At 53.9% G+C, this 20,826-nt stretch carries 20 protein-coding genes; 13 read left to right on the forward strand and 7 right to left on the reverse strand.

Annotated elements, in window-relative coordinates:
• Positions 1 to 2 precede the first annotated feature (2 nt).
• From murD to lpxC, 9 genes are all read left to right on the forward strand, one after another.
• Positions 3 to 1,319, forward strand: a complete 1,317-nt coding sequence (gene murD / locus VW41_03485) for a UDP-N-acetylmuramoyl-L-alanyl-D-glutamate synthetase (protein ID AJZ88176.1) — start codon at positions 3 to 5, stop codon at positions 1,317 to 1,319.
• Positions 1,319 to 2,563 carry a flippase gene (locus tag VW41_03490; GenBank protein ID AJZ88177.1) on the forward strand — a complete coding sequence of 415 codons (1,245 nt, stop codon included), beginning with the start codon at positions 1,319 to 1,321 and terminating at the stop codon, positions 2,561 to 2,563. Before murD ends, VW41_03490 begins: the two co-directional genes overlap by 1 nt.
• Entirely contained in the window at positions 2,560 to 3,627 is a 1,068-nt protein-coding gene (murG, locus tag VW41_03495; GenBank protein AJZ88178.1) for a UDP-diphospho-muramoylpentapeptide beta-N- acetylglucosaminyltransferase, read from the forward strand. The genes VW41_03490 and murG overlap by 4 nt, the downstream gene beginning before the upstream one ends.
• 70 nt (positions 3,628 to 3,697) lie before the next feature.
• Positions 3,698 to 5,173 carry a UDP-N-acetylmuramate--alanine ligase gene (locus VW41_03500; GenBank protein AJZ88179.1) on the forward strand — a complete coding sequence of 492 codons (1,476 nt, stop codon included), beginning with the start codon at positions 3,698 to 3,700 and terminating at the stop codon, positions 5,171 to 5,173.
• Complete coding sequence (ddl, locus tag VW41_03505) at positions 5,166 to 6,086, forward strand: D-alanine--D-alanine ligase (protein AJZ88180.1); 921 nt, start codon at positions 5,166 to 5,168, stop codon at positions 6,084 to 6,086. The genes VW41_03500 and ddl overlap by 8 nt, the downstream gene beginning before the upstream one ends.
• A 1-nt stretch (position 6,087) precedes the next feature.
• On the forward strand, positions 6,088 to 6,924 hold the full coding sequence (locus VW41_03510; GenBank protein AJZ88181.1) for a cell division protein FtsQ: 837 nt from the start codon (positions 6,088 to 6,090) through the stop codon (positions 6,922 to 6,924).
• Complete coding sequence (ftsA, locus tag VW41_03515) at positions 6,921 to 8,177, forward strand: cell division protein FtsA (GenBank protein AJZ88182.1); 1,257 nt, start codon at positions 6,921 to 6,923, stop codon at positions 8,175 to 8,177. The genes VW41_03510 and ftsA overlap by 4 nt, the downstream gene beginning before the upstream one ends.
• 63 nt (positions 8,178 to 8,240) lie before the next feature.
• Positions 8,241 to 9,392, forward strand: coding sequence for a cell division protein FtsZ (locus VW41_03520; protein ID AJZ88183.1), 1,152 nt, complete (start codon positions 8,241 to 8,243; stop codon positions 9,390 to 9,392).
• Positions 9,393 to 9,493: 101 nt separating this feature from the next.
• Complete coding sequence (gene lpxC, locus VW41_03525) at positions 9,494 to 10,411, forward strand: UDP-3-O-[3-hydroxymyristoyl] N-acetylglucosamine deacetylase (GenBank protein ID AJZ88184.1); 918 nt, start codon at positions 9,494 to 9,496, stop codon at positions 10,409 to 10,411.
• Between the two features lie 8 nt (positions 10,412 to 10,419).
• On the opposite strand, the gene VW41_03530 is transcribed toward lpxC, so the two are convergent.
• Entirely contained in the window at positions 10,420 to 10,935 is a 516-nt protein-coding gene (locus VW41_03530; GenBank protein AJZ88185.1) for a hypothetical protein, read from the reverse strand.
• A 31-nt stretch (positions 10,936 to 10,966) separates the two neighbouring features.
• Here VW41_03530 and VW41_03535 point away from each other — a divergent pair, with 31 nt between their 5' ends.
• The 3 genes from VW41_03535 (at position 10,967) to VW41_03545 (ending at position 14,685) form a co-directional block, all read left to right on the forward strand.
• On the forward strand, positions 10,967 to 11,464 hold the full coding sequence (locus VW41_03535; protein ID AJZ91840.1) for a SecA regulator SecM: 498 nt from the start codon (positions 10,967 to 10,969) through the stop codon (positions 11,462 to 11,464).
• Positions 11,465 to 11,527: 63 nt separating this feature from the next.
• Positions 11,528 to 14,233 carry a preprotein translocase subunit SecA gene (secA, locus tag VW41_03540; protein AJZ88186.1) on the forward strand — a complete coding sequence of 902 codons (2,706 nt, stop codon included), beginning with the start codon at positions 11,528 to 11,530 and terminating at the stop codon, positions 14,231 to 14,233.
• A gap of 62 nt (positions 14,234 to 14,295) precedes the next feature.
• Positions 14,296 to 14,685 carry a nucleoside triphosphate hydrolase gene (locus tag VW41_03545; protein ID AJZ91841.1) on the forward strand — a complete coding sequence of 130 codons (390 nt, stop codon included), beginning with the start codon at positions 14,296 to 14,298 and terminating at the stop codon, positions 14,683 to 14,685.
• Here the strand turns inward: VW41_03545 and VW41_03550 are convergent.
• From VW41_03550 to coaE, 3 genes are read right to left on the reverse strand one after another with little or no spacing between them, the layout of a single operon-like run.
• Positions 14,682 to 14,879 carry a DNA gyrase inhibitor gene (locus VW41_03550; protein AJZ88187.1) on the reverse strand — a complete coding sequence of 66 codons (198 nt, stop codon included), beginning with the start codon at positions 14,877 to 14,879 and terminating at the stop codon, positions 14,682 to 14,684. The genes VW41_03545 and VW41_03550 overlap by 4 nt on opposite strands.
• A 10-nt stretch (positions 14,880 to 14,889) precedes the next feature.
• Positions 14,890 to 15,633, reverse strand: a complete 744-nt coding sequence (locus tag VW41_03555) for a hypothetical protein (GenBank protein AJZ88188.1) — start codon at positions 15,631 to 15,633, stop codon at positions 14,890 to 14,892.
• Positions 15,633 to 16,253 carry a dephospho-CoA kinase gene (coaE, locus tag VW41_03560; protein AJZ88189.1) on the reverse strand — a complete coding sequence of 207 codons (621 nt, stop codon included), beginning with the start codon at positions 16,251 to 16,253 and terminating at the stop codon, positions 15,633 to 15,635. The genes VW41_03555 and coaE overlap by 1 nt, the downstream gene beginning before the upstream one ends.
• A 388-nt stretch (positions 16,254 to 16,641) precedes the next feature.
• On the opposite strand from coaE, the gene VW41_03565 reads away from it, so the two are divergent.
• The gene (locus VW41_03565) at positions 16,642 to 17,685 is read left to right on the forward strand and encodes a guanosine 5'-monophosphate oxidoreductase (GenBank protein AJZ88190.1); all 1,044 of its coding nucleotides are present in this window, start codon (positions 16,642 to 16,644) and stop codon (positions 17,683 to 17,685) included.
• Between the two features lie 29 nt (positions 17,686 to 17,714).
• Here VW41_03565 and VW41_03570 read toward each other — a convergent pair whose 3' ends face one another.
• From VW41_03570 to VW41_03580, 3 genes are read right to left on the reverse strand one after another with little or no spacing between them, the layout of a single operon-like run.
• Entirely contained in the window at positions 17,715 to 18,923 is a 1,209-nt protein-coding gene (locus VW41_03570) for a type IV pilin biogenesis protein (protein AJZ88191.1), read from the reverse strand.
• Positions 18,916 to 20,295, reverse strand: coding sequence for a hypothetical protein (locus VW41_03575; protein AJZ88192.1), 1,380 nt, complete (start codon positions 20,293 to 20,295; stop codon positions 18,916 to 18,918). Before VW41_03575 ends, VW41_03570 begins: the two co-directional genes overlap by 8 nt.
• A complete protein-coding gene (locus tag VW41_03580) occupies positions 20,292 to 20,747 on the reverse strand; it encodes a major pilin subunit (GenBank protein AJZ88193.1) in 456 nt (151 codons plus the stop codon). The genes VW41_03575 and VW41_03580 overlap by 4 nt, the downstream gene beginning before the upstream one ends.
• Between the last annotated feature and the right edge of the window lie 79 nt (positions 20,748 to 20,826).

A 20,826-nucleotide genomic window follows, 5' to 3' on the forward strand; every position in this document is an offset into this window, starting at 1 on the left:
ACATGGCAGATTACCAGGGTAAAAAAGTTGTCATCATCGGACTGGGCCTTACGGGCCTGTCCTGCGTGGATTTCTTCCTTGCGCGCGGCGTTACGCCACGCGTAATGGACTCCCGCATCTCCCCTCCTGGTCTTGATAAACTGCCTGAGAACGTTGATCGCCATATCGGTTCGCTGAATGAAGACTGGCTCCTGGCGGCGGATTTGATTATTGCCAGCCCTGGCGTGGCGCTTGCGACTCCAGCCCTGAGCGCCGCGGCGGATGCCGGCATCGAGATTATCGGCGACATCGAGCTGTTTTGCCGTGAAGCCCAGGCCCCGATTGTCGCCATTACCGGCTCCAACGGCAAAAGTACCGTGACCACCCTGGTGGGAGAGATGGCGAAAGCGGCGGGTGTGAACGTGGGCGTGGGCGGAAATATTGGCCTGCCGGCATTGATGCTGCTGGATAAAGGCTGCGAGCTTTATGTATTGGAGCTCTCCAGCTTCCAGCTGGAAACCACGCATAGCCTGAAGGCTGCGGCGGCGACCGTTCTGAACGTGACTGAAGATCATATGGATCGCTATCCGTTCGGGATGCAGCAGTACCGCGCGGCAAAGTTGAGTATCTATGAAAATGCGAAAGTTTGCGTGGTCAACGCGGACGATGCGCTGACGATGCCGGTGCGTGGCGCGGACGAGCGCTGCATTAGCTTTGGTGTCGATGTCGGTGATTACCATCTTAATCGTCAGCAAGGGGATACCTGGCTGCGGGTCAAAGGGGAGAAAATCCTCAACACCAAAGAGATGAAACTGGTCGGGCAGCACAACTACACCAACGCTCTGGCGGCGCTGGCGCTGGCGGATGCGGTGAATCTTCCCCGCTCCAGCAGCCTGAAAGCACTGACTACCTATACCGGCCTGGCTCACCGTTTCCAGTTGGCCTGGGAACGGAACGGCGTGCGCTGGATCAACGACTCCAAAGCAACCAACGTAGGCAGCACCGAAGCGGCGCTTAACGGCCTGCATGTTGAAGGGACGCTGCATCTGCTGTTGGGTGGCGATGGTAAATCTGCTGATTTCTCACCTTTAGCCCGCTACCTTCAGGGCGACCGCGTGCGCCTGTACTGCTTTGGTCGTGATGGAGCTGAACTGGCCGGGTTACGTCCGGATATTGCCGAGCAGACAGAAACCATGGAGCAGGCAATGAAGCTTGCCGCCGACCGCGTGGAATCCGGCGATATGGTGCTGCTCTCTCCAGCCTGCGCCAGCCTCGATCAGTTTAAAAACTTTGAACAGCGCGGCGATATGTTTACTCAATTAGCGAAGGAGCTCGGCTGATGCGTTTATCTCTCCCTCGCCTTCGCGTCCCCCGCATTCCAGGGTTTGGTATCCTGGCCTGGGTCGCTTCGGCGTTAAAAGGGTGGGTAATGGGCTCCCGCGAGGCGGACGCCAACAGCATGGTGCTGTACGACCGCACGCTACTCTGGCTGACCTTCGGCCTGGCGGCGATTGGCTTTATTATGGTGACCTCTGCGTCAATGCCGGTGGGCCAACGCCTGGCTAACGATCCCTTCCTGTTCGCAAAACGCGACGGGTTATACATCATCGTTGCATTTGTGCTGGCTATGGTGACGCTGCGTTTACCGATGGATTTTTGGCAGCGCCACAGCACGGCGATGCTGCTGGCTTCGATCGTTATGCTGCTGATTGTGCTTGTTGTCGGTAGCTCTGTTAACGGGGCATCACGCTGGATTGCCTTCGGCCCGCTGCGTATTCAGCCCGCTGAATTCTCCAAGCTGTCGCTGTTCTGCTATCTCGCAAACTACCTTGTGCGTAAGGTTGATGAAGTTCGAAACAACCTGCGTGGCTTCCTGAAGCCAATGGGCGTGATTCTGGTGATGGCCGTTCTGCTGCTGGCCCAGCCTGACCTCGGTACCGTGGTTGTGCTGTTTGTCACTACGCTGGCGATGCTGTTCCTGGCGGGTGCTAAGTTATGGCAGTTCATTGCGATCATCGGAATGGGGATCTCGGCAGTTATTCTGCTGATCCTCGCCGAGCCTTACCGTATTCGCCGCGTAACCTCGTTCTGGAACCCGTGGGAAGATCCATTCGGCAGCGGCTACCAGCTAACGCAATCGCTGATGGCTTTCGGGCGCGGTGAACTGTGGGGGCAAGGGCTGGGGAACTCGGTTCAGAAACTGGAATATCTGCCTGAAGCACACACTGACTTTATCTTCTCGATCATCGGTGAGGAGCTGGGATATATCGGTGTGGTGCTTGCACTTTTGATGGTATTCTTCGTCGCTTTTCGCGCGATGTCCATCGGCAAACGCGCGCTGGAATTGGATCAGCGTTTTTCCGGCTTCCTGGCATGTTCTATCGGGATCTGGTTTAGCTTCCAGGCGCTGGTTAACGTGGGTGCTGCGGCGGGCATGTTGCCAACTAAAGGCCTGACGCTGCCGCTTATCAGTTACGGCGGTTCCAGCCTGCTGATCATGTCCACGGCGATCATGCTGCTGTTGAGAATAGATTATGAAACGCGTCTGGCTAAAGCTCAGGCGTTTACACGGAGTGCCAAATGACGGGCAAAGCGAAGCGATTGATGGTGATGGCGGGTGGCACCGGTGGGCATGTTTTCCCGGGGCTGGCGGTTGCCCATCATCTTCAGGCGGAAGGATGGGACATTCGCTGGCTCGGTACTGCGGATCGTATGGAAGCAGATTTGGTGCCAAAAAACGGTATTGAGATCGACTTCATTCGCATTTCCGGTCTTCGCGGCAAGGGCGTAAAAGCCTTGTTGATGGCCCCTGTGCGTATTTTCAACGCCTGGCGGCAGGCCCGCGCCATCATGAAGGCGTGGAAACCGGATGTAGTGCTGGGCATGGGCGGGTATGTTTCCGGACCAGGTGGCCTGGCCGCGTGGTCTCTTGGCATTCCTGTTGTCTTGCATGAACAGAACGGCATTGCCGGTCTGACGAATAAATGGCTGGCGAAGATTGCTACCAAGGTAATGCAAGCCTTCCCTGGCGCATTCCCTAAAGCCGATGTGGTCGGCAACCCGGTGCGGACCGACGTGCTTGCATTACCGTTGCCACAGGTGCGTTTTGCCGGAAGAGAAGGTCCGGTTCGTGTGCTGGTTGTGGGGGGCTCTCAGGGCGCTCGCGTGCTGAACCAAACCTTACCGCAGGTGGCTGGACGTTTGGGTGAGGCCGTGACTATCTGGCACCAAACTGGAAAAGGTGGTCAGGCGGTTGTGCAGCAGGCTTATGCTGAAGCCGGCCAGCCTCAGCATAAGGTGACCGAGTTTATTGATGATATGGCCGCGGCCTACGAATGGGCCGACGTTGTGGTTTGCCGCTCCGGGGCGTTAACCGTGAGTGAAATCGCGGCTGCGGGATTACCCGCATTGTTCGTTCCGTTCCAGCACAAAGATCGGCAGCAATACTGGAATGCGTTGCCGCTGGAGCAGGCGGGTGCCGCGAAAATACTGGAGCAACCGCAGTTTACCGTGGATGCCGTTACCCGTACCCTGGCCGGGTGGGACAGAGCAACGCTGCTGGCAATGGCCGAGCGGGCGCGCGCTGCTTCCATTCCTGATGCAACTGAACGTGTAGCAAATGAAGTCAGCGCCGCAGCGCGCTCGTAATACTTGTGGGTGGCAAAATGTCGCCCGTAAATTTGATGTAATGGCGGCATGCCGCTTGCAGGTTTAGAGAATGAATACACAACAACTGGCGAAACTGCGTTCAATTGTGCCCGAGATGCGTCGCGTCCGGCACATTCACTTTGTTGGCATCGGCGGCGCCGGTATGGGCGGTATTGCTGAAGTATTGGCTAACGAAGGTTACCAGATCAGCGGTTCCGATCTGGCGCCGAACCCGGTTACGCAACAGTTGTCGGCACTGGGTGCCACGATTTATTTCAACCATCGCCCGGAAAACGTGCGTGATGCAAGCGTGGTTGTTGTTTCTACAGCAATTTCTGCGGATAACCCTGAGATTGTTGCGGCCCATGAAGCACGTATTCCGGTCATCCGCCGTGCTGAAATGCTGGCTGAACTGATGCGTTTCCGTCACGGCATTGCTATTGCCGGTACGCATGGCAAAACCACGACGACGGCAATGGTGTCCAGCATTTATGCCGAAGCGGGCCTGGATCCCACGTTTGTCAATGGTGGTCTGGTAAAAGCGGCTGGTGTACATGCTCGCCTGGGGAACAGTCGCTACCTGATTGCTGAGGCTGATGAAAGTGATGCTTCGTTCCTGCACCTGCAGCCGATGGTCTCAATTGTGACCAATATCGAAGCCGACCACATGGATACGTACCAGGGCGACTTCGAAAATTTAAAGCAGACGTTTATTAATTTCCTGCATAACTTGCCGTTTTATGGACGAGCGGTGATGTGCGTAGACGATCCGGTGATTCGCGAACTTCTGCCGCGCGTGGGTCGTCAAATCACGACGTATGGCTTTAGCGACGACGCCGATGTACGCGTTGAAAATTATCAGCAGAAAGGCGCTCAGGGCTTTTTCACCATAGTGCGCCAGGACAAGCCTGAGATGCATGTGGTGCTGAATGCACCCGGCCGGCATAACGCACTGAATGCGGCTGCCGCGGTTGCCGTCGCGACGGAAGAGGGCATCGAAGACGACGCCATTTTACGTGCGCTGGAAAGCTTCCAGGGAACGGGGCGTCGTTTCGACTTCCTGGGTGAATATCCCCTGGCTTCGGTCAATGGTAAAGCGGGTACCGCTATGCTGGTGGACGACTATGGTCACCACCCAACGGAAGTGGATGCCACCATTAAGGCGGCGCGTGCCGGTTGGCCTGATAAAAATCTGGTGATGATTTTCCAGCCGCATCGCTATACGCGTACGCGTGATTTGTACGATGACTTTGCTGGCGTGCTGTCACAGGTCGACTCTCTGGTGATGCTGGAGGTCTATCCTGCCGGTGAGGCGCCAATTCCGGGGGCCGATAGCCGCTCTTTATGCCGCACCATTCGCGGCCGCGGAAAAGTTGACCCAATTTTGGTTTCCGATCACGCTGAGGTGGCGGAAATTTTGGCCCCTGTTCTGACGGGAAATGATTTGATTCTCGTTCAAGGTGCCGGGAATATCGGCAAAATCGCCCGAAACCTGGCTGAAATCAAATTGCAGCCTCAAACTAAAGAGGAAGGGCGTCATGGCTGATAAGATCGCCGTTCTTCTCGGAGGTACCTCCGCTGAGCGTGAGGTTTCTCTGCAATCCGGCAGCGCGGTGCTGGCGGGGCTCAAAGAAGCTGGGATTGATGCGCATGCTTTTGATCCACAAAGCGAGTCTGTACTTGAGCTGAAGGCCCAGGGCTTTGACAAAGTTTTTATCGCGCTGCATGGTCGCGGTGGTGAAGACGGTACTTTGCAAGGGCTGTTGGAGTTCCTTGGACTGCCATATACCGGCAGCGGCGTGATGGCCTCAGCGATCACTATGGATAAGCTGCGCAGCAAACTGCTGTGGCAGGGCGCAGGTTTACCCGTTGCTCCATGGGTTGCCGTTAATCGTCAGGATTTCGCGGCAGGCCTCAGCGCAGCGCTGGTTGAGCGTGTTACTGCCTTAGGTTTACCGGTTATCGTCAAGCCGAGCCGTGAAGGTTCCAGCGTAGGCATGTCTAAGGTGGAGAGCGCAGATGCGCTGCCAGCCGCGCTTGAACTGGCCTTTGAGCATGATGAAGAAGTGCTGATTGAAAAATGGTTGAGCGGCCCGGAGTACACGGTTGCGATTTTAGGTGAGGAAATTTTACCGTCTATTCGCATCCAACCCGCTGGAACCTTCTATGATTATGAAGCGAAGTATCTGTCTGATGAAACTCAATATTTCTGCCCTGCCGGATTAATTGAGCAAAGAGAGCAGGAATTGCAGGCATTAGTTCTGCAGGCCTGGCAGATTCTTGGCTGTAGCGGCTGGGGGCGTGTCGATGTGATGCAGGATAGCGACGGTCAGTTTTACCTGCTAGAAGTGAACACTTCTCCGGGGATGACCAGCCATAGTTTGGTGCCGATGGCGGCTCGCCAGGCGGGGATGAGCTTCTCGCAGCTGGTTGTACGTATTTTGGAACTGGCGGACTGATATGTCGCAGGCTGCACTGAATGCGCGTAATCGTGCCGAGGAAAATGCCAGCTCTCGGCGCAGCAACGGGTCCCGTCTGGCAGGGATGATTTTCCTGTGTGCGGTACTGTTGAGCGTGTTTATCGGCGGTTGGATAGTGGTGGGCTGGATGGAAGATGCCCAGCGTTTGCCACTTTCCAGGCTGGTGGTGACCGGGGAGCGGCACTACACGCGTAATGATGATATTCGACAGTCTATTCTGGCCCTGGGGCCACCTGGGACTTTTATGACCCAGGATGTGAATATCATCCAACAACAGATAGAGCGTTTGCCCTGGATCAAACAGGCAAGCGTTAGAAAGCAGTGGCCGGACGAATTGAAGATTCATCTGGTTGAATATGTGCCGATAGCACGCTGGAATGACCAGCATATGGTTGACGCAGAGGGAAATTCCTTCAGCGTGCCAGCAGAGCGCACCAGTAAGCAGACTTTGCCGATGCTTTCCGGCCCGGAAGGCAGCGAAAACGAAGTTCTGCAAGGTTACCGTGACATGGGCGTGGTGCTGGCAAAGGATAAATTTACGTTGAAACAAGCGGCTATGACCGCTCGCCGTTCCTGGCAGTTGACGCTGAATAACGGGATTAAGCTCAACCTTGGTCGGGGCGATACGATGAAACGTCTGGATCGTTTTGTAGAACTGTACCCGGTTCTGCAACAGCAGGCGCAGGCTGACAACAAACGGATCAGTTATGTTGACCTGCGATACGATTCAGGCGCCGCGGTGGGTTGGGAGGCACTTCCTCCTCCGGTACCTAATCCGAATCAGCAACAGAATCAGGCACAGGCAGAACAACAATGATCAAGGCGACGGACAGAAAACTGGTAGTTGGACTGGAGATTGGCACCGCGAAGGTTGCCGCTTTAGTAGGGGAAGTTCTGCCCGACGGTATGGTCAATATTATTGGCGTGGGTAGCTGCCCTTCGCGCGGTATGGACAAAGGCGGAGTAAACGACCTCGAGTCGGTGGTTAAATGTGTTCAACGGGCGATTGACCAGGCTGAATTGATGGCAGACTGCCAGATCTCTTCAGTCTACCTGGCGCTGTCCGGTAAGCATATCAGCTGCCAAAACGAGATAGGCATGGTGCCGATTTCGGAAGAGGAAGTGACGCAGGAAGATGTTGAAAATGTGGTGCATACGGCAAAATCTGTGCGTGTTCGTGATGAACACCGGGTTCTGCATGTGATTCCACAGGAATACGCTATTGATTACCAGGAAGGGATCAAGAATCCAGTAGGGCTATCCGGCGTCCGCATGCAGGCGAAGGTCCATTTGATTACCTGCCATAACGATATGGCGAAAAACATTGTTAAAGCCGTTGAACGTTGTGGTTTAAAAGTTGACCAATTAATTTTTGCCGGCCTGGCCGCAAGCTATGCGGTATTGACCGAAGATGAACGCGAGCTGGGTGTCTGTGTTGTGGACATCGGCGGTGGTACCATGGATATGGCGGTCTACACCGGCGGAGCGCTGCGCCACACCAAAGTTATCCCTTATGCAGGGAATGTGGTCACCAGCGATATCGCCTACGCCTTCGGGACACCACCGAGCGATGCGGAAGCAATTAAGGTTCGCCATGGTTGTGCGTTGGGATCTATCGTCGGTAAAGACGAGAACGTTGAAGTTCCGAGCGTTGGTGGACGACCACCACGCAGCCTTCAGCGCCAGACGCTGGCTGAAGTGATTGAGCCTCGCTACACCGAGCTGCTCAACCTGGTCAATGAAGAAATTTTGCAGTTACAGGAACAGCTTCGCCAGCAGGGTGTTAAACATCACCTGGCGGCGGGGATTGTGTTAACCGGCGGCGCGGCACAAATTGAAGGCCTGGCAGCCTGTGCTCAGCGTGTGTTCCATACGCAGGTGCGTATCGGCCAGCCGTTGAATATTACTGGCCTTACTGATTATGCCCAGGAGTCGTATTACTCGACCGCAGTAGGGTTGCTGCACTACGGGAAGGAATCACATCTCAGTGGTGAAGCAGAAGTGGAAAAAAGGACCTCTGTTGGCTCATGGTTTAAGCGACTGAACAGCTGGCTGAGAAAAGAATTTTAATTTTTATAAGAGACCGGAGACAATTAGCGGTCTCAGGCGACAGGCACAAAACGGAGAGAAACTATGTTTGAACCTATGGAACTGACCAACGACGCGGTGATTAAAGTCATCGGCGTCGGTGGCGGCGGCGGTAATGCCGTTGAACATATGGTGCGTGAGCGCATCGAAGGCGTTGAATTCTTTGCGGTTAACACTGACGCTCAGGCACTGCGCAAAACTGCAGTTGGCCAGACGATCCAGATTGGTAATGGGATCACTAAAGGTCTGGGCGCGGGCGCAAACCCAGAAGTGGGTCGTAACGCTGCGGAAGAAGACCGCGAAGCTTTACGTGCTGCGCTGGACGGGGCAGACATGGTGTTTATCGCCGCAGGTATGGGTGGTGGTACCGGTACCGGTGCTGCACCTGTTGTTGCTGAAGTGGCTAAAGATTTAGGCATTCTGACTGTTGCCGTCGTGACTAAGCCTTTCAACTTCGAAGGCAAAAAGCGTATGGCTTTCGCTGAGCAAGGCATCGCCGAGCTGTCCAAGCACGTTGACTCCTTGATCACTATCCCGAATGACAAGCTGCTGAAAGTGCTGGGTCGTGGCATTTCTCTGCTCGACGCATTCGGCGCGGCAAACGACGTACTGAAAGGTGCCGTGCAGGGTATTGCCGAGCTGATTACGCGTCCGGGTCTGATGAACGTCGACTTCGCGGACGTGCGTACCGTGATGTCCGAAATGGGCTACGCCATGATGGGCTCCGGCGTGGCTAGCGGCGAAGATCGTGCTGAAGAAGCGGCAGAAATGGCTATCTCCAGCCCGCTGCTGGAAGACATCGACCTGTCTGGTGCTCGCGGCGTGCTGGTTAACATCACCGCTGGCTTCGACCTGCGTCTTGATGAGTTCGAAACCGTGGGTAACACCATCCGTGCGTTCGCCTCAGACAATGCCACCGTGGTTATCGGTACTTCTCTGGATCCAGAGATGAACGACGAACTGCGCGTTACCGTAGTTGCTACCGGTATCGGCATGGACAAGCGTCCTGAGATAACCCTGGTGACTAACAAGCAGGTACAGCAGCCGGTAATGGATCGCTACCAGCAGCACGGTATGGCTCCGCTGACGCAAGAGCAAAAGCCGGCCGCTAAAGTGGTTAACGACAATACACCGCAGACGGCGAAAGAGCCCGATTATCTGGATATTCCAGCGTTCCTGCGTAAGCAAGCTGATTAAGAATAAACCGGAAGTTGGGAATATTCGCTCTTTGTGCTAAACTGGCCTGCCGTTAGTGATATACACTCTCGGCTAGCTTAGTAATTTGGCGGGATTATACGATGATCAAACAAAGGACACTTAAACGTATCGTTCAGGCGACTGGCGTCGGTTTGCATACCGGCAAGAAAGTCACACTGACGTTGCGCCCTGCGCCGGCAAATACCGGGGTCATCTATCGTCGCACCGACTTGAATCCTCCGGTAGATTTTCCGGCTGATGCCAAATCCGTGCGGGATACCATGCTCTGTACTTGTCTGGTAAACGAGCATGATGTACGGATTTCTACCGTAGAGCACCTCAACGCTGCCCTGGCAGGGCTGGGTATCGACAACATTATTGTTGAAGTCGATGCGCCAGAAATCCCTATCATGGACGGCAGTGCGGCGCCGTTTGTTTATCTGCTGCTTGATGCAGGGATCGACGAACTGAACTCGGCCAAGAAATTTATACGTCTGAAAGAGACGGTTCGCGTGGAAGATGGCGATAAATGGGCTGAAATGTCACCGTTTAATGGTTTCTCGTTGGATTTCACCATCGACTTTAACCATCCGGCGATTGATGCAAGCACCCAGCGCTACACCATGAACTTCTCTGCTGAAGCATTCATGCGTCAGATTAGCCGTGCGCGTACCTTCGGTTTTATGCGTGATATCGAATATCTGCAGTCCCGCGGCCTGTGCCTGGGCGGCAGCTTCGATTGTGCCATCGTTGTTGACGATTATCGCGTATTGAACGAAGACGGCCTGCGTTTTGAAGATGAATTCGTTCGTCACAAAATGCTGGATGCGATCGGCGATCTGTTCATGTGTGGCCACAATATTATCGGCGCATTTACCGCCTATAAATCGGGTCACGCGCTGAACAACAAACTGCTGCAGGCTGTTTTGGCTAAGCAGGAAGCCTGGGAATGGGCGACCTTCGAAGACGAAGCCGAACTTCCGCTGGCGTTTAAAGCACCTAACCTGGTGCTGGCGTAACGCTTAAGTTATCTATTACGACTGGTTTTGCTGGTACCCTCTCCGGCCAGTGAAGCCAGTCGTTCTATTGTTGCTCTTAATTTCTCCGGGCTACGTTTAGCCACCTCTCTCAGCGCTTCCGCACTCTGCTCACTCAGTTGGCGATTCACTTCGTATTTATCAGACCCTGTCTGAGTGGTGTTTTCTTGAACAGATTCCTGCCCTTTTACCGCCAGCGATGGATTAATCCTGATGTCGATTGATGTCAATGATGGTAATATTTGGGCGCGTAATGCACTCAGCAGCGTGGCTTGTTCATAGCGTAAACGCATCAGCCAGCTGGCATTTGCAGTTTCAAGTACGAGAATGCCCTGACGAAAGTTGGCCACCCGGCACCAGGGATGCAGTGGAGCAGGCAAAATGCCTTTCACTGCCCGGTTAAGGCGTAACAGAGCGACGGCACGTTGCTGCACGTTTTGCAGCATGCTTTCCTGACCGGCTTCGTCAAACAGATTTTCTAAAGATTGCGGGCGACTGTCGCGCATACATTAAGCTCCGGCGGAAAAAGTGATTGGTATTCTAAATCGTTGGCGACAATTTGGCAGACGTTATTTCTGGCCGCATCTCCTGTTGGGGATGGTCGCGGCGAGTTTTGGCATGCCTGCGCTCAACGGTAACACAGAAACCGGTGTTCCCGCTGAAGCTTCCGCCAGCCGCCACGATTCGGTGCGTCAGCTGCGTTTCGATAGTCTTGTTCAGCTGCAAGAAAGCACCCGCCGTCCTTCCTTTAGTGTGGACTATTGGCACCAGCACGCAATCCGCACCGTTATTCGTCATCTCTCCTTTGCTATGGCACCTCAGGCTTTGCCCGTGGCTCAGGAAAGTGTGCCGCTTCAGGCACAGCACCTTGCTCTGTTGGACACGCTTAGCGCGCTGCTAACGCAAGAAAGTAAACCTCCCGTTATTGTGCGCCAGACTGCGTTCCGGACCTCCCCGGCGGGAGAGGTTTTCAGTACCGTGGCGTGGATCCGTCAGGTGCAGGGCATCCGCGCAGGCCCGCTTCGCCTCAGCTAATTCATCTTCTGAACTAACAACAATTTATTGACCGCACTGACGGCAGGCGTTTGAGAATTTATTATGCTAATCAAATTATTAACTAAAGTTTTCGGTAGTCGTAACGATCGTACCCTGCGCCGTATGCGCAAAGTTGTTTCCGTGATCAACAGCATGGAACCGCAGATGGAAAAGCTCTCTGACGATGAGCTTAAAGCTAAAACCGGTGAGTTCCGCGCGCGCCTTGAAAAAGGTGAAGTGTTGGAAAACCTGATCCCGGAAGCTTTCGCCGTTGTTCGTGAAGCGAGTAAGCGTGTCTTCGGCATGCGCCACTTCGACGTGCAGCTGCTGGGCGGCATGGTACTGAACGATCGCTGCATCGCGGAAATGCGTACCGGGGAAGGTAAAACCTTAACTGCAACGCTGCCTGCCTACCTGAACGCGCTGAGCGGAAAAGGCGTGCACGTTGTTACCGTGAACGACTATCTGGCCCAGCGTGACGCCGAAAATAACCGTCCTCTGTTTGAATATCTGGGCCTGAGCGTAGGTATCAACCTGCCGGGCATGCCGGCTCCGGCTAAGCGTGAAGCTTATGCGGCAGATATTACCTACGGTACCAACAACGAATACGGGTTTGACTATCTCCGCGACAACATGGCTTTCAGTCCTGAGGAGCGCGTGCAGCGCAAACTTCACTATGCGCTGGTGGATGAGGTTGACTCCATTCTGATCGACGAAGCGCGTACGCCGCTGATCATCTCCGGCCCGGCCGAAGACAGCTCTGAACTGTACAAACGCGTGAACAAAATCATTCCGCACCTGCTGCGCCAGGAAAAAGAAGACTCCGACACCTTCCAGGGTGAAGGTCACTTCTCCGTGGATGAAAAGTCTCGCCAGGTAAACCTGACCGAACGTGGTCTGGTACTGATTGAAGAGCTGCTGGTGAAAGAAGGGATGATGGAAGAGGGCGAGTCGTTGTACTCACCGGCCAACATCATGCTGATGCACCATGTGACCGCCGCCCTGCGTGCCCATGCGCTGTTCACCCGCGACGTTGACTACATCGTTAAAGATGGCGAAGTTATCATCGTGGACGAACACACTGGCCGTACCATGCAGGGTCGCCGTTGGTCAGACGGCCTTCACCAGGCCGTTGAAGCCAAAGAAGGCGTTGAGATTCAGAATGAAAACCAGACGCTGGCGTCTATTACCTTCCAGAACTACTTCCGTCTTTACGAGAAGCTGGCAGGGATGACCGGTACCGCAGATACCGAAGCGTTTGAATTCAGTTCCATTTATAAGCTCGATACTATCGTTGTGCCGACTAACCGCCCAATGATCCGTAAGGACATGCCGGATCTGGTCTATATGACCGAGCTGGATAAAATCGGCGCCATCATTGAAGACATTAAAGAGCGTACCGCAAACGGCCAGCCTGTACTGGTGGGTACTATCTCCATTGAGAAGTCAGAAGTGGTTTCGCATGAGCTGACCAAAGCGGGTATCAAGCACAACGTACTGAACGCCAAATTCCACGCTAACGAAGCGGCTATTGTTGCTCAGGCGGGTTATCCTGCGGCAGTGACCATCGCCACTAACATGGCGGGTCGCGGTACGGATATCGTGCTGGGCGGAAGCTGGCAGGAAGAGATTGCCGAGCTGGATGAGCCAACTCCAGAGCAAATTGCCCAAATCAAAGCGGACTGGAAGGTTCGCCACGATGCGGTACTGGCTTCAGGTGGTCTGCATATTATCGGCACCGAGCGTCATGAATCCCGTCGTATCGATAACCAGCTGCGTGGTCGTTCTGGCCGTCAGGGGGATGCTGGTTCTTCCCGCTTCTACCTGTCGATGGAAGATGCCCTGATGCGTATCTTTGCCTCAGATCGCGTATCCAACATGATGCGTAAGCTGGGCATGAAGCCGGGCGAAGCTATCGAGCACCCGTGGGTGACCAAGGCCATTGCTAACGCACAGCGTAAAGTAGAAAGCCGTAACTTTGATATTCGTAAACAGCTGCTGGAATACGATGACGTTGCAAACGACCAGCGCCGTGCTATTTATACCCAGCGTAATGAGCTGCTCGACGTTTCCGACGTGAGTGAAACCATCGCCAGCATCCGCGAAGATGTCTTCAAAGTCACTATCGATGCGCATATTCCGCCTCAGTCCCTGGAAGAGATGTGGGATGTGGAAGGTCTGGAAGAGCGCCTGAAAAACGACTTCGATCTCGAGATGCCAATCAAAGAATGGCTGGATAAAGAGCCAGAGCTGCACGAAGAAACCCTGCGTGAGCGTATTCTGCAGACGGCAATTGAGCTTTATCAGCGCAAAGAAGAAGTTGTCGGTGCTGAGATGATGCGTCACTTCGAAAAAGGCGTGATGCTGCAAACGCTGGATTCCCTGTGGAAAGAGCACCTGGCGGCAATGGATTACCTGCGTCAGGGCATCCACCTGCGTGGTTATGCACAGAAAGATCCGAAGCAGGAATATAAGCGCGAATCCTTCTCTATGTTTGCCGCGATGCTGGAATCACTGAAATATGAAGTGATCAGCACCCTGAGCAAAGTACAGGTACGCCTGCCGGAAGAAGTTGAAGCGATGGAACAACAGCGCCGCGAAGAGGCTGAACGTCTGGCACGTATGCAGCAGCTCAGCCACGTAGATGACGATACTCAGGCCGCACAGTCGCTGGCAGCAGAAACTGGCGATCGTAAAGTGGGAAGGAACGATCCTTGCCCATGCGGTTCCGGTAAAAAATACAAACAGTGCCATGGCCGTCTAAGCTAAGGTCTGACAAAATCGAAGAGGCGCAGCTTGCTGCGCCTTTTTTACGCATGGAGTTTGAGAATATGAAGCAGCTGCAAATCGCCGTCGGCATTATTCGCAACCAGCAGGGCGAAATTTTTATCACGCAACGCGCACCCGATGCGCACATGGCGAATAAATGGGAATTTCCCGGCGGGAAGATTGAGGCCGGCGAGTCCCCGGAACAGGCGGTTATCCGCGAACTACAGGAAGAAACCGGTATTCTGGCGCAGAAGCCACAACTGTTTGAAACCCTGGAGTATCAGTTCCCGGATCGTCATATTTCCCTGTGGTTCTACCTGATCGAGAGTTGGGCAGGTGAGCCCTGGGGCAAAGAAGGGCAGCCCGGGCGTTGGATTGCTCAGGGGGAGCTCATCGCCGACGAGTTTCCGCCTGCCAATGAGCTCGTCATTTTAAAGCTGCTAAACGTTTAGCGTTCCAGCTCTTCGCTCCAGTCATCGCTCTCAGAAAGATCGCCGCTGCTCGGAATACGTTTTTCCTCAGCGGCCCACTCGCCCAAATCGATAAGCTGACAGCGTTTACTGCAGAAAGGCCGGTAAGGGCTGGTCTCGTTCCAGATAACCGCTTTGCCGCAGCCGGGACAATTAACGATGGTTTCTTCGCTCATAGTATTCCTTTTAGCAGCAGGCAAGTTCGAAATCGAGGCGTTCAGGTACTAGCCCATTTTCCGAGTCCAGCGGCATAAATCGAATCGCAAAGCGACTTTTGTGGCCGGATATCTGCGGATAAAGCTGGTCGCCAAGGCTAAGGTGAAGACGCAGCAGATCGGCATCGTCTCCGTTGTCCTGATAGAATCCATTGAGGCTGGTTTGTTTACGGAAAGGCGCAGAATTGCGGATAATGTCCAGCAGCAGGTCGAGCGACTGTTTTACCGGTTCGAGACTGTTTAGCCAAAAATTAACTTGAGCATCGCGTTGTTCCTGCGGCAGATAAAGCCAAATGTGCAGGGTAGGCAGGTCGAAGCTACAGCAGCCGCCGGGGATGCTAAGACGCTGGCGTACCAGCGCAATAAGACGATCTTCACGCAGTATTTGCCCGATGCGCGGCGCAGCCATTAACACGCTGCCGCAGCTCTCCAACTGGCTTCGCAGTGAGTCGATTCGCTGCATATCAACCCCCGGAACCTCTGCCCAGCTCAGCAGTTTACGCTGCTGTCGGCCTATCTCTTTGAGGATTTCGGTGCGAATTTCGCCCCTCTCAAACACATCCAGCAAGTCACCGACGTTACGAAAAAAATGCAGCGCCTTTGCGCTGTCATTGATCGGAAGTGCTGATTGCATCTGTTGAATCAAAAACTCAATACGCAGCCATGTGCGCATTTTCTCATTTAGTGGGTGTTCGAAAAGAACCTGAGTGTTCATTATTCTGCTTCCTGTTGTGCGGCCAGACCAGCCAGTTTCAGGTACTGGCGATGCAGGCGGTCAACATGCACGACAACGTCCTGGGGGCTGCCGTCATTATTAATTACATCATCTGCCACGGCGAGACGAGCTTCCCGGGTCGCCTGAGCGTCCAGGATTTGCTGTGCGTGCTCGCGGGAAACATTGTCCCGCAGCATAGTACGCGTAATTTGGGTCTCGGGGGAAACATCCACCACTAAAACCCGGTCCGCCTTTTGTTGCAGATTATTTTCTACCAGTAGCGGGACTACCCACAGCACATACGGTGAGGTGGCGCGGGCAATTTCATCACGGGTTTGCTGCTGGATAATGGGATGCAGCAGGTTATTAACCCATTGCTTTTGCTGCGGGGAGCTGAAGATTGTTTCTCTCAACGCCCGACGGTTTAAAGAACCATCTTTCAGAAGGATCTCTGGGCCAAAATGTTGAGAAATGAGAGCTAACGCACGTTGGCCAGGTTCAACAACCTGCCGGGCAATCACATCTGCATCGATGACGGTGACTCCAGCGCGGGAAAAGGCTTCGGCAACGGTACTTTTACCACTACCAATACCGCCCGTAAGTGCAACCGTGTAAACCATAGATAACCGATCCTGATGCTTTATGTATCAATGAGATAAAAGCCTTTTTGCAACGTGACTTTTGGTGAATTTGCATCACATAAAAATCAAAAAAGCGTCGCCTGTTAGCCTTTTACCATTTACCAGGTAAATTTAAACGATTGTAGCGTAAAAAAGTCGGTTTTCGCAGTCTTGCGGAGTCATTATTACTGCGTATGATAGCGTCACTGGAGTTGGCTGTTGTTTGCTCATTTTACTTTAGGCCACAGGTACGTTTACCGTGCATGCTCACCCCAGTGTCTGATGTCAGTTAACCTGGAGTTAGGGCTTGCCGCTGTTCTGTGTCATTGAGTAATGAAGAGCCTACCGCCGATCGCGTTCATCGCCATTCGACCCAGGGATTCGCATCATGCGTATTGAAGAAGATTTGAAGTTAGGTTTTAAAGACGTTTTAATCCGCCCAAAACGCTCCACCCTCAAAAGCCGTTCAGACGTTGAGCTGGAACGTCAATTCACATTCAAGCATTCCGGTATTGCGTGGTCTGGCGTCCCTATTATTGCTGCCAATATGGACACCGTAGGCACTTTCGCGATGGCGCAGGCGCTGGCCTCATTCGATATTCTTACCGCCGTGCACAAGCACTATTCTGTAGAAGAGTGGAGCAACTTTATTCGCTCCGTGCCTGAAAGCCTGCTGCGTCATATCATGGTCTCAACCGGCACTTCTGATGCAGATTTTGCCAAAACTAAGCAGATTCTGGCTCTGACCCCCGCGCTGAAATTTATCTGCATTGACGTGGCAAACGGCTACTCTGAGCACTTCACCCAGTTCGTCAGCAAAGCCCGCGAAGCGTGGCCTGATAAAGTTATCTGCGCCGGGAACGTGGTTACCGGTGAAATGTGTGAAGAACTGATCCTGTCCGGAGCCGATATCGTGAAAGTCGGGATCGGCCCTGGCTCTGTGTGTACCACGCGAGTTAAAACCGGCGTGGGTTATCCTCAGCTTTCCGCTGTTATTGAATGTGCGGATGCCGCGCATGGCCTGGGCGGCCAGATCGTCAGCGACGGAGGCTGTACTGTGCCGGGGGATGTGGCTAAAGCTTTCGGTGGTGGCGCTGATTTCGTGATGCTGGGCGGTATGCTGGCAGGGCACGAAGAAAGCGGCGGTACCGTTGTCGAGCAGGATGGCGAGAAGTTTATGTTGTTCTACGGCATGAGCTCCGAGTCCGCCATGACCCGCCACGTAGGTGGCGTTGCGCAGTACCGTGCCGCAGAAGGGAAAACCGTTAAACTGCCTCTGCGCGGGCCGGTGGAAAATACCGCTCGCGATATCCTGGGTGGCCTGCGGTCTGCCTGTACCTATGTAGGCGCCTCTCGTCTTAAAGAGCTGACTAAACGCACGACCTTCATCCGCGTAGCGGAACAGGAAAACCGCGTCTTCAATAGCCTCTGATGAGCATCAATGACGCAGCTCAGGCTGCGTCATCCTCCTCCGCTCATGGCATCCCCCATCTGGAAAATAGGCAGATACATGGCTATCACCAGAGTACCAATGATCAAGCCAATGACCAGCATCATGACCGGCTCCAGGGTGGCGGCCAGGTTTTCGGCCAGCTCCTGCGTTTTCTCATAATGCCAGCCCGCTAAGCGTTCGAGCATCAAATCAAGTGAACCGGACTCTTCACCAATGCGAACCAACTGTTGGCAAAGCGGTGTGAAATGCCCCGACTGCTCCAGCGCCTGCCATAGAGGATTTCCTTCGGAAACCCGATCGCGCACAGCAGCAATTTGCCGTTGCCAGAAGGTTTGGGCCAGCGTTTTTTCAACCGCATCAAGTCCCTGTAGCAGGGGGACGCCAGAGTGCTGAGACAGCGTTAGTACGGTAAATATTTGGCTGAGTAACTGACCCCGTCTTAATGGTGCAATTACTGGAATTTTTAACAGCAGCAATTGTTCTTTTTCCCGAATGCCGGGCCGGGTGCGGCGAAGCCACCAGCCGATAACCGCAAGGACAATCGCCGCTAAAACCCACCATCCACCCTGGGACGTTACCCATTCTGAAAGCGTCATTACGGCCTGGGTAATGGCGGGCAGAGGAGCATTAAAAGAGCTGTAGATGTTGGCAAACTCTGGCAGAACAAACCCAACCATGCCCACAGTTACCAGCAGCGCGACAGTCAAAATAAAGACCGGATAGCGCAGGGCTTTCATGACCTTTTTGGTGAGTCGGTACTGTTGTTCTTGTTGTTCGGCCAGCCGGCGGCAGCATTCAGCAAGCCTTCCGGTCAGTTCTCCGGTATGCAGTAATGCAATAAACAGGGGCGGGAAGATGTGGGGCCATTGCTTAAGCGCCTCCGAAAACGGTATACCTTGCGCTACCTGTCGCTCTAAGTGCTGTAATAATGCAGACCATGCAGGTTTTGGGTGCTGGCGTGCTATGAGCAGCAGAGCATCAGTTAAGGCGATGCCTGCATGGAGCAGCGCTGCAAGTTGCCGGACAACGTCAATTTTGTGCTGAATATGCCAACAGGATCTTCCTGACAGCGATGTTTTTTTAACGGATATAAGCTGGAGCTGCTGCTGAGCAAGCTCCTCTTCAAGCAAAGCGCGCTCAGCGGCGAGCGATTCACCACGCTTTAACTGGCCCTCGTTGTCTATGGCTTCCCAGCGCCAGAGCAGAGGCTTAGGCATTTGGCACACCTAGTACACGATAAACCTCCTCCAGCGTCGTATGGCCCTGCTCCACGGCTACGCAGCCACTTTCGAAAAGCGTACTCATCCCTTGCTCTTTGGCGAGCTTTTCAATGTTACCTGCGGGTTCGCCTTGCGTGATGGCTTGCCTTAGATTGGTGGATAGCGGCAGGATTTCGAATAACGCTGTTCGCCCATAATATCCTCCGTAGCAACGTTCACATCCTGTCGAATGCCAATTGGGCAGCGCGGAAGGCCAAATGTGTCCAGGCAATGTTATGGCTGGTTCGTGATGTGTCCTGCAGTGAGGGCAAAGCTTTCTCACCAGTCTTTGAGCCACGATGATATTCACGGCAGACGCAATCATCCAGCGAGCAATAGCCATTTGCTCCAGGCGGACAAGCGTTTCAACGGTGGAGTTGGTGTGCAGCGTGGATAAAACCAGATGCCCGGTCTGAGCCGCCTTGATGGCAATTTCTGCCGTTTCTCCATCCCTGATTTCGCCGACCATAATGACGTCAGGATCCTGCCTCAGTAACGCACGCAGGACGTGCTGAAAGGTGAGCCCTGCCTTAGGGTTTATCTGCGTTTGATTCAGTCCTTCCTGTGGAATTTCTATCGGATCTTCTACGCTACAGACGTTGATACCCGGCTGGTTAAGCGCCGTCAGGGCGCTGTAGAGCGTAATGGTTTTCCCGCTACCCGTTGGGCCGGTTACCAGAATCATGCCCTGCGGAGCCTGGAGCGATTGCCCTAGTTGTCTGGTTTCACTCGCTGACATACCCAGAGAGTGAATGTCCATATGCAGCTTCCCTTGCTGGAGAAGCCTCAGAACAACCTTCTCACCATAGCGGCAAGGCAGCGTCGAGACACGAAATGAAGCTTTCACGTCCTCGGTGAGATAATCCATTTGCCCGTCCTGCGGCAGCCGTTTTTCTGCGATATCCAAGTTAGCCAGAATTTTGAGTCTTGCCGTGACGGGAGCGGCCATCGCCAGAGGCAGTAGCGGCTGGCAGTGCAGCACGCCATCAATCCGAAATCGGATACGGTAGGCATTCTCGAAGGGTTCAAAATGGATATCGGATGCACGCTGCTGAATGGCGGCGGCAAGGGTTGTATCCAGGAGTGCGACCACCGAACTGCTGCGATCGTGCTCTGGGGGCTGTGAGGGTTCCCGCGTTTGCCATTTTTCCATCCGCTCAATAGGCCAGATCTCTACATCAATGTGCTTATCACAAAGAAAACGTAGCGCTTCGTACATTTGCTCGTTTGGGGAATCCGCGGCGGCAATTCGCACCGTGGTGCGAGTTTCCTCTACCAGTATGGCGTTGTAGTGCTGGCAAAGGGCGTTAAGCTGCTCTTTTGTACTCATTTACCGCCCCTCGTTTGCGTTTCGTTAAAGCGGAATACATCTTCACAGGCTTGTTTCAGCGGCGACCCGTTTTCTGTATGGCAGATTCTTGTCCAGCCGGTTATACCGTTGGCATCGCTCCACTGTGGGGTGAACGTTACCGTCAGCCCGTTCAGGGATTCCTGGCCATTTAGCGTCACAATTCCGCTGGACACGCTCATGGCGCTGACGTAACGCGTCGTTTTGGTTTCAGCGATGCCGTTACTGCCGGCATTGCAACCGGAGATCCCCCCGCGCTCGATAGCACAAAGTTCGACGGCGGTACGATAGGGCAGAAAGGTTTGCAGCATATCGGTCAATGCTGCTTTACGGAGGTAGTTTTGATACCCAGGAATGCCGATGGCGCTAAGAACGGCGATGATGCCTATCACCACCATGAGCTCGATTAGCGTAAATCCTTTTTGCTTGTTCATCTGTCGCTCCTTTTGGTTAGAGAGCAACACTGTGCTGAACAGACTACGCAATAGCGATCCGGGAAACTGGAATGCGGGA

This window comes from Klebsiella michiganensis (genome assembly GCA_000963575.1).
Lineage (GTDB): Bacteria > Pseudomonadota > Gammaproteobacteria > Enterobacterales > Enterobacteriaceae > Cedecea > Cedecea michiganensis_A.

What these genes read in the sequence shown, in the direction of transcription:
- VW41_03555 (AJZ88188.1), bottom strand. Translation starts at nt 15,633, where the DNA reads ATGAACACTCAGGTTCTTTTCGAACACCCACTAAATGAGAAAATGCGC.
- coaE (AJZ88189.1), bottom strand. Translation starts at nt 16,253, where the DNA reads ATGGTTTACACGGTTGCACTTACGGGCGGTATTGGTAGTGGTAAAAGT.
- VW41_03570 (AJZ88191.1), bottom strand. Translation starts at nt 18,923, where the DNA reads ATGCCTAAGCCTCTGCTCTGGCGCTGGGAAGCCATAGACAACGAGGGC.
- VW41_03520 (AJZ88183.1), top strand. Translation starts at nt 8,241, where the DNA reads ATGTTTGAACCTATGGAACTGACCAACGACGCGGTGATTAAAGTCATC.
- VW41_03530 (AJZ88185.1), bottom strand. Translation starts at nt 10,935, where the DNA reads ATGCGCGACAGTCGCCCGCAATCTTTAGAAAATCTGTTTGACGAAGCC.
- ddl (AJZ88180.1), top strand. Translation starts at nt 5,166, where the DNA reads ATGGCTGATAAGATCGCCGTTCTTCTCGGAGGTACCTCCGCTGAGCGT.
- VW41_03490 (AJZ88177.1), top strand. Translation starts at nt 1,319, where the DNA reads ATGCGTTTATCTCTCCCTCGCCTTCGCGTCCCCCGCATTCCAGGGTTT.
- VW41_03550 (AJZ88187.1), bottom strand. Translation starts at nt 14,879, where the DNA reads ATGAGCGAAGAAACCATCGTTAATTGTCCCGGCTGCGGCAAAGCGGTT.
- VW41_03580 (AJZ88193.1), bottom strand. Translation starts at nt 20,747, where the DNA reads ATGAACAAGCAAAAAGGATTTACGCTAATCGAGCTCATGGTGGTGATA.
- ftsA (AJZ88182.1), top strand. Translation starts at nt 6,921, where the DNA reads ATGATCAAGGCGACGGACAGAAAACTGGTAGTTGGACTGGAGATTGGC.
- secA (AJZ88186.1), top strand. Translation starts at nt 11,528, where the DNA reads ATGCTAATCAAATTATTAACTAAAGTTTTCGGTAGTCGTAACGATCGT.
- VW41_03575 (AJZ88192.1), bottom strand. Translation starts at nt 20,295, where the DNA reads ATGAGTACAAAAGAGCAGCTTAACGCCCTTTGCCAGCACTACAACGCC.
- VW41_03500 (AJZ88179.1), top strand. Translation starts at nt 3,698, where the DNA reads ATGAATACACAACAACTGGCGAAACTGCGTTCAATTGTGCCCGAGATG.
- lpxC (AJZ88184.1), top strand. Translation starts at nt 9,494, where the DNA reads ATGATCAAACAAAGGACACTTAAACGTATCGTTCAGGCGACTGGCGTC.
- VW41_03545 (AJZ91841.1), top strand. Translation starts at nt 14,296, where the DNA reads ATGAAGCAGCTGCAAATCGCCGTCGGCATTATTCGCAACCAGCAGGGC.
- VW41_03510 (AJZ88181.1), top strand. Translation starts at nt 6,088, where the DNA reads ATGTCGCAGGCTGCACTGAATGCGCGTAATCGTGCCGAGGAAAATGCC.
- murG (AJZ88178.1), top strand. Translation starts at nt 2,560, where the DNA reads ATGACGGGCAAAGCGAAGCGATTGATGGTGATGGCGGGTGGCACCGGT.
- VW41_03565 (AJZ88190.1), top strand. Translation starts at nt 16,642, where the DNA reads ATGCGTATTGAAGAAGATTTGAAGTTAGGTTTTAAAGACGTTTTAATC.
- murD (AJZ88176.1), top strand. Translation starts at nt 3, where the DNA reads ATGGCAGATTACCAGGGTAAAAAAGTTGTCATCATCGGACTGGGCCTT.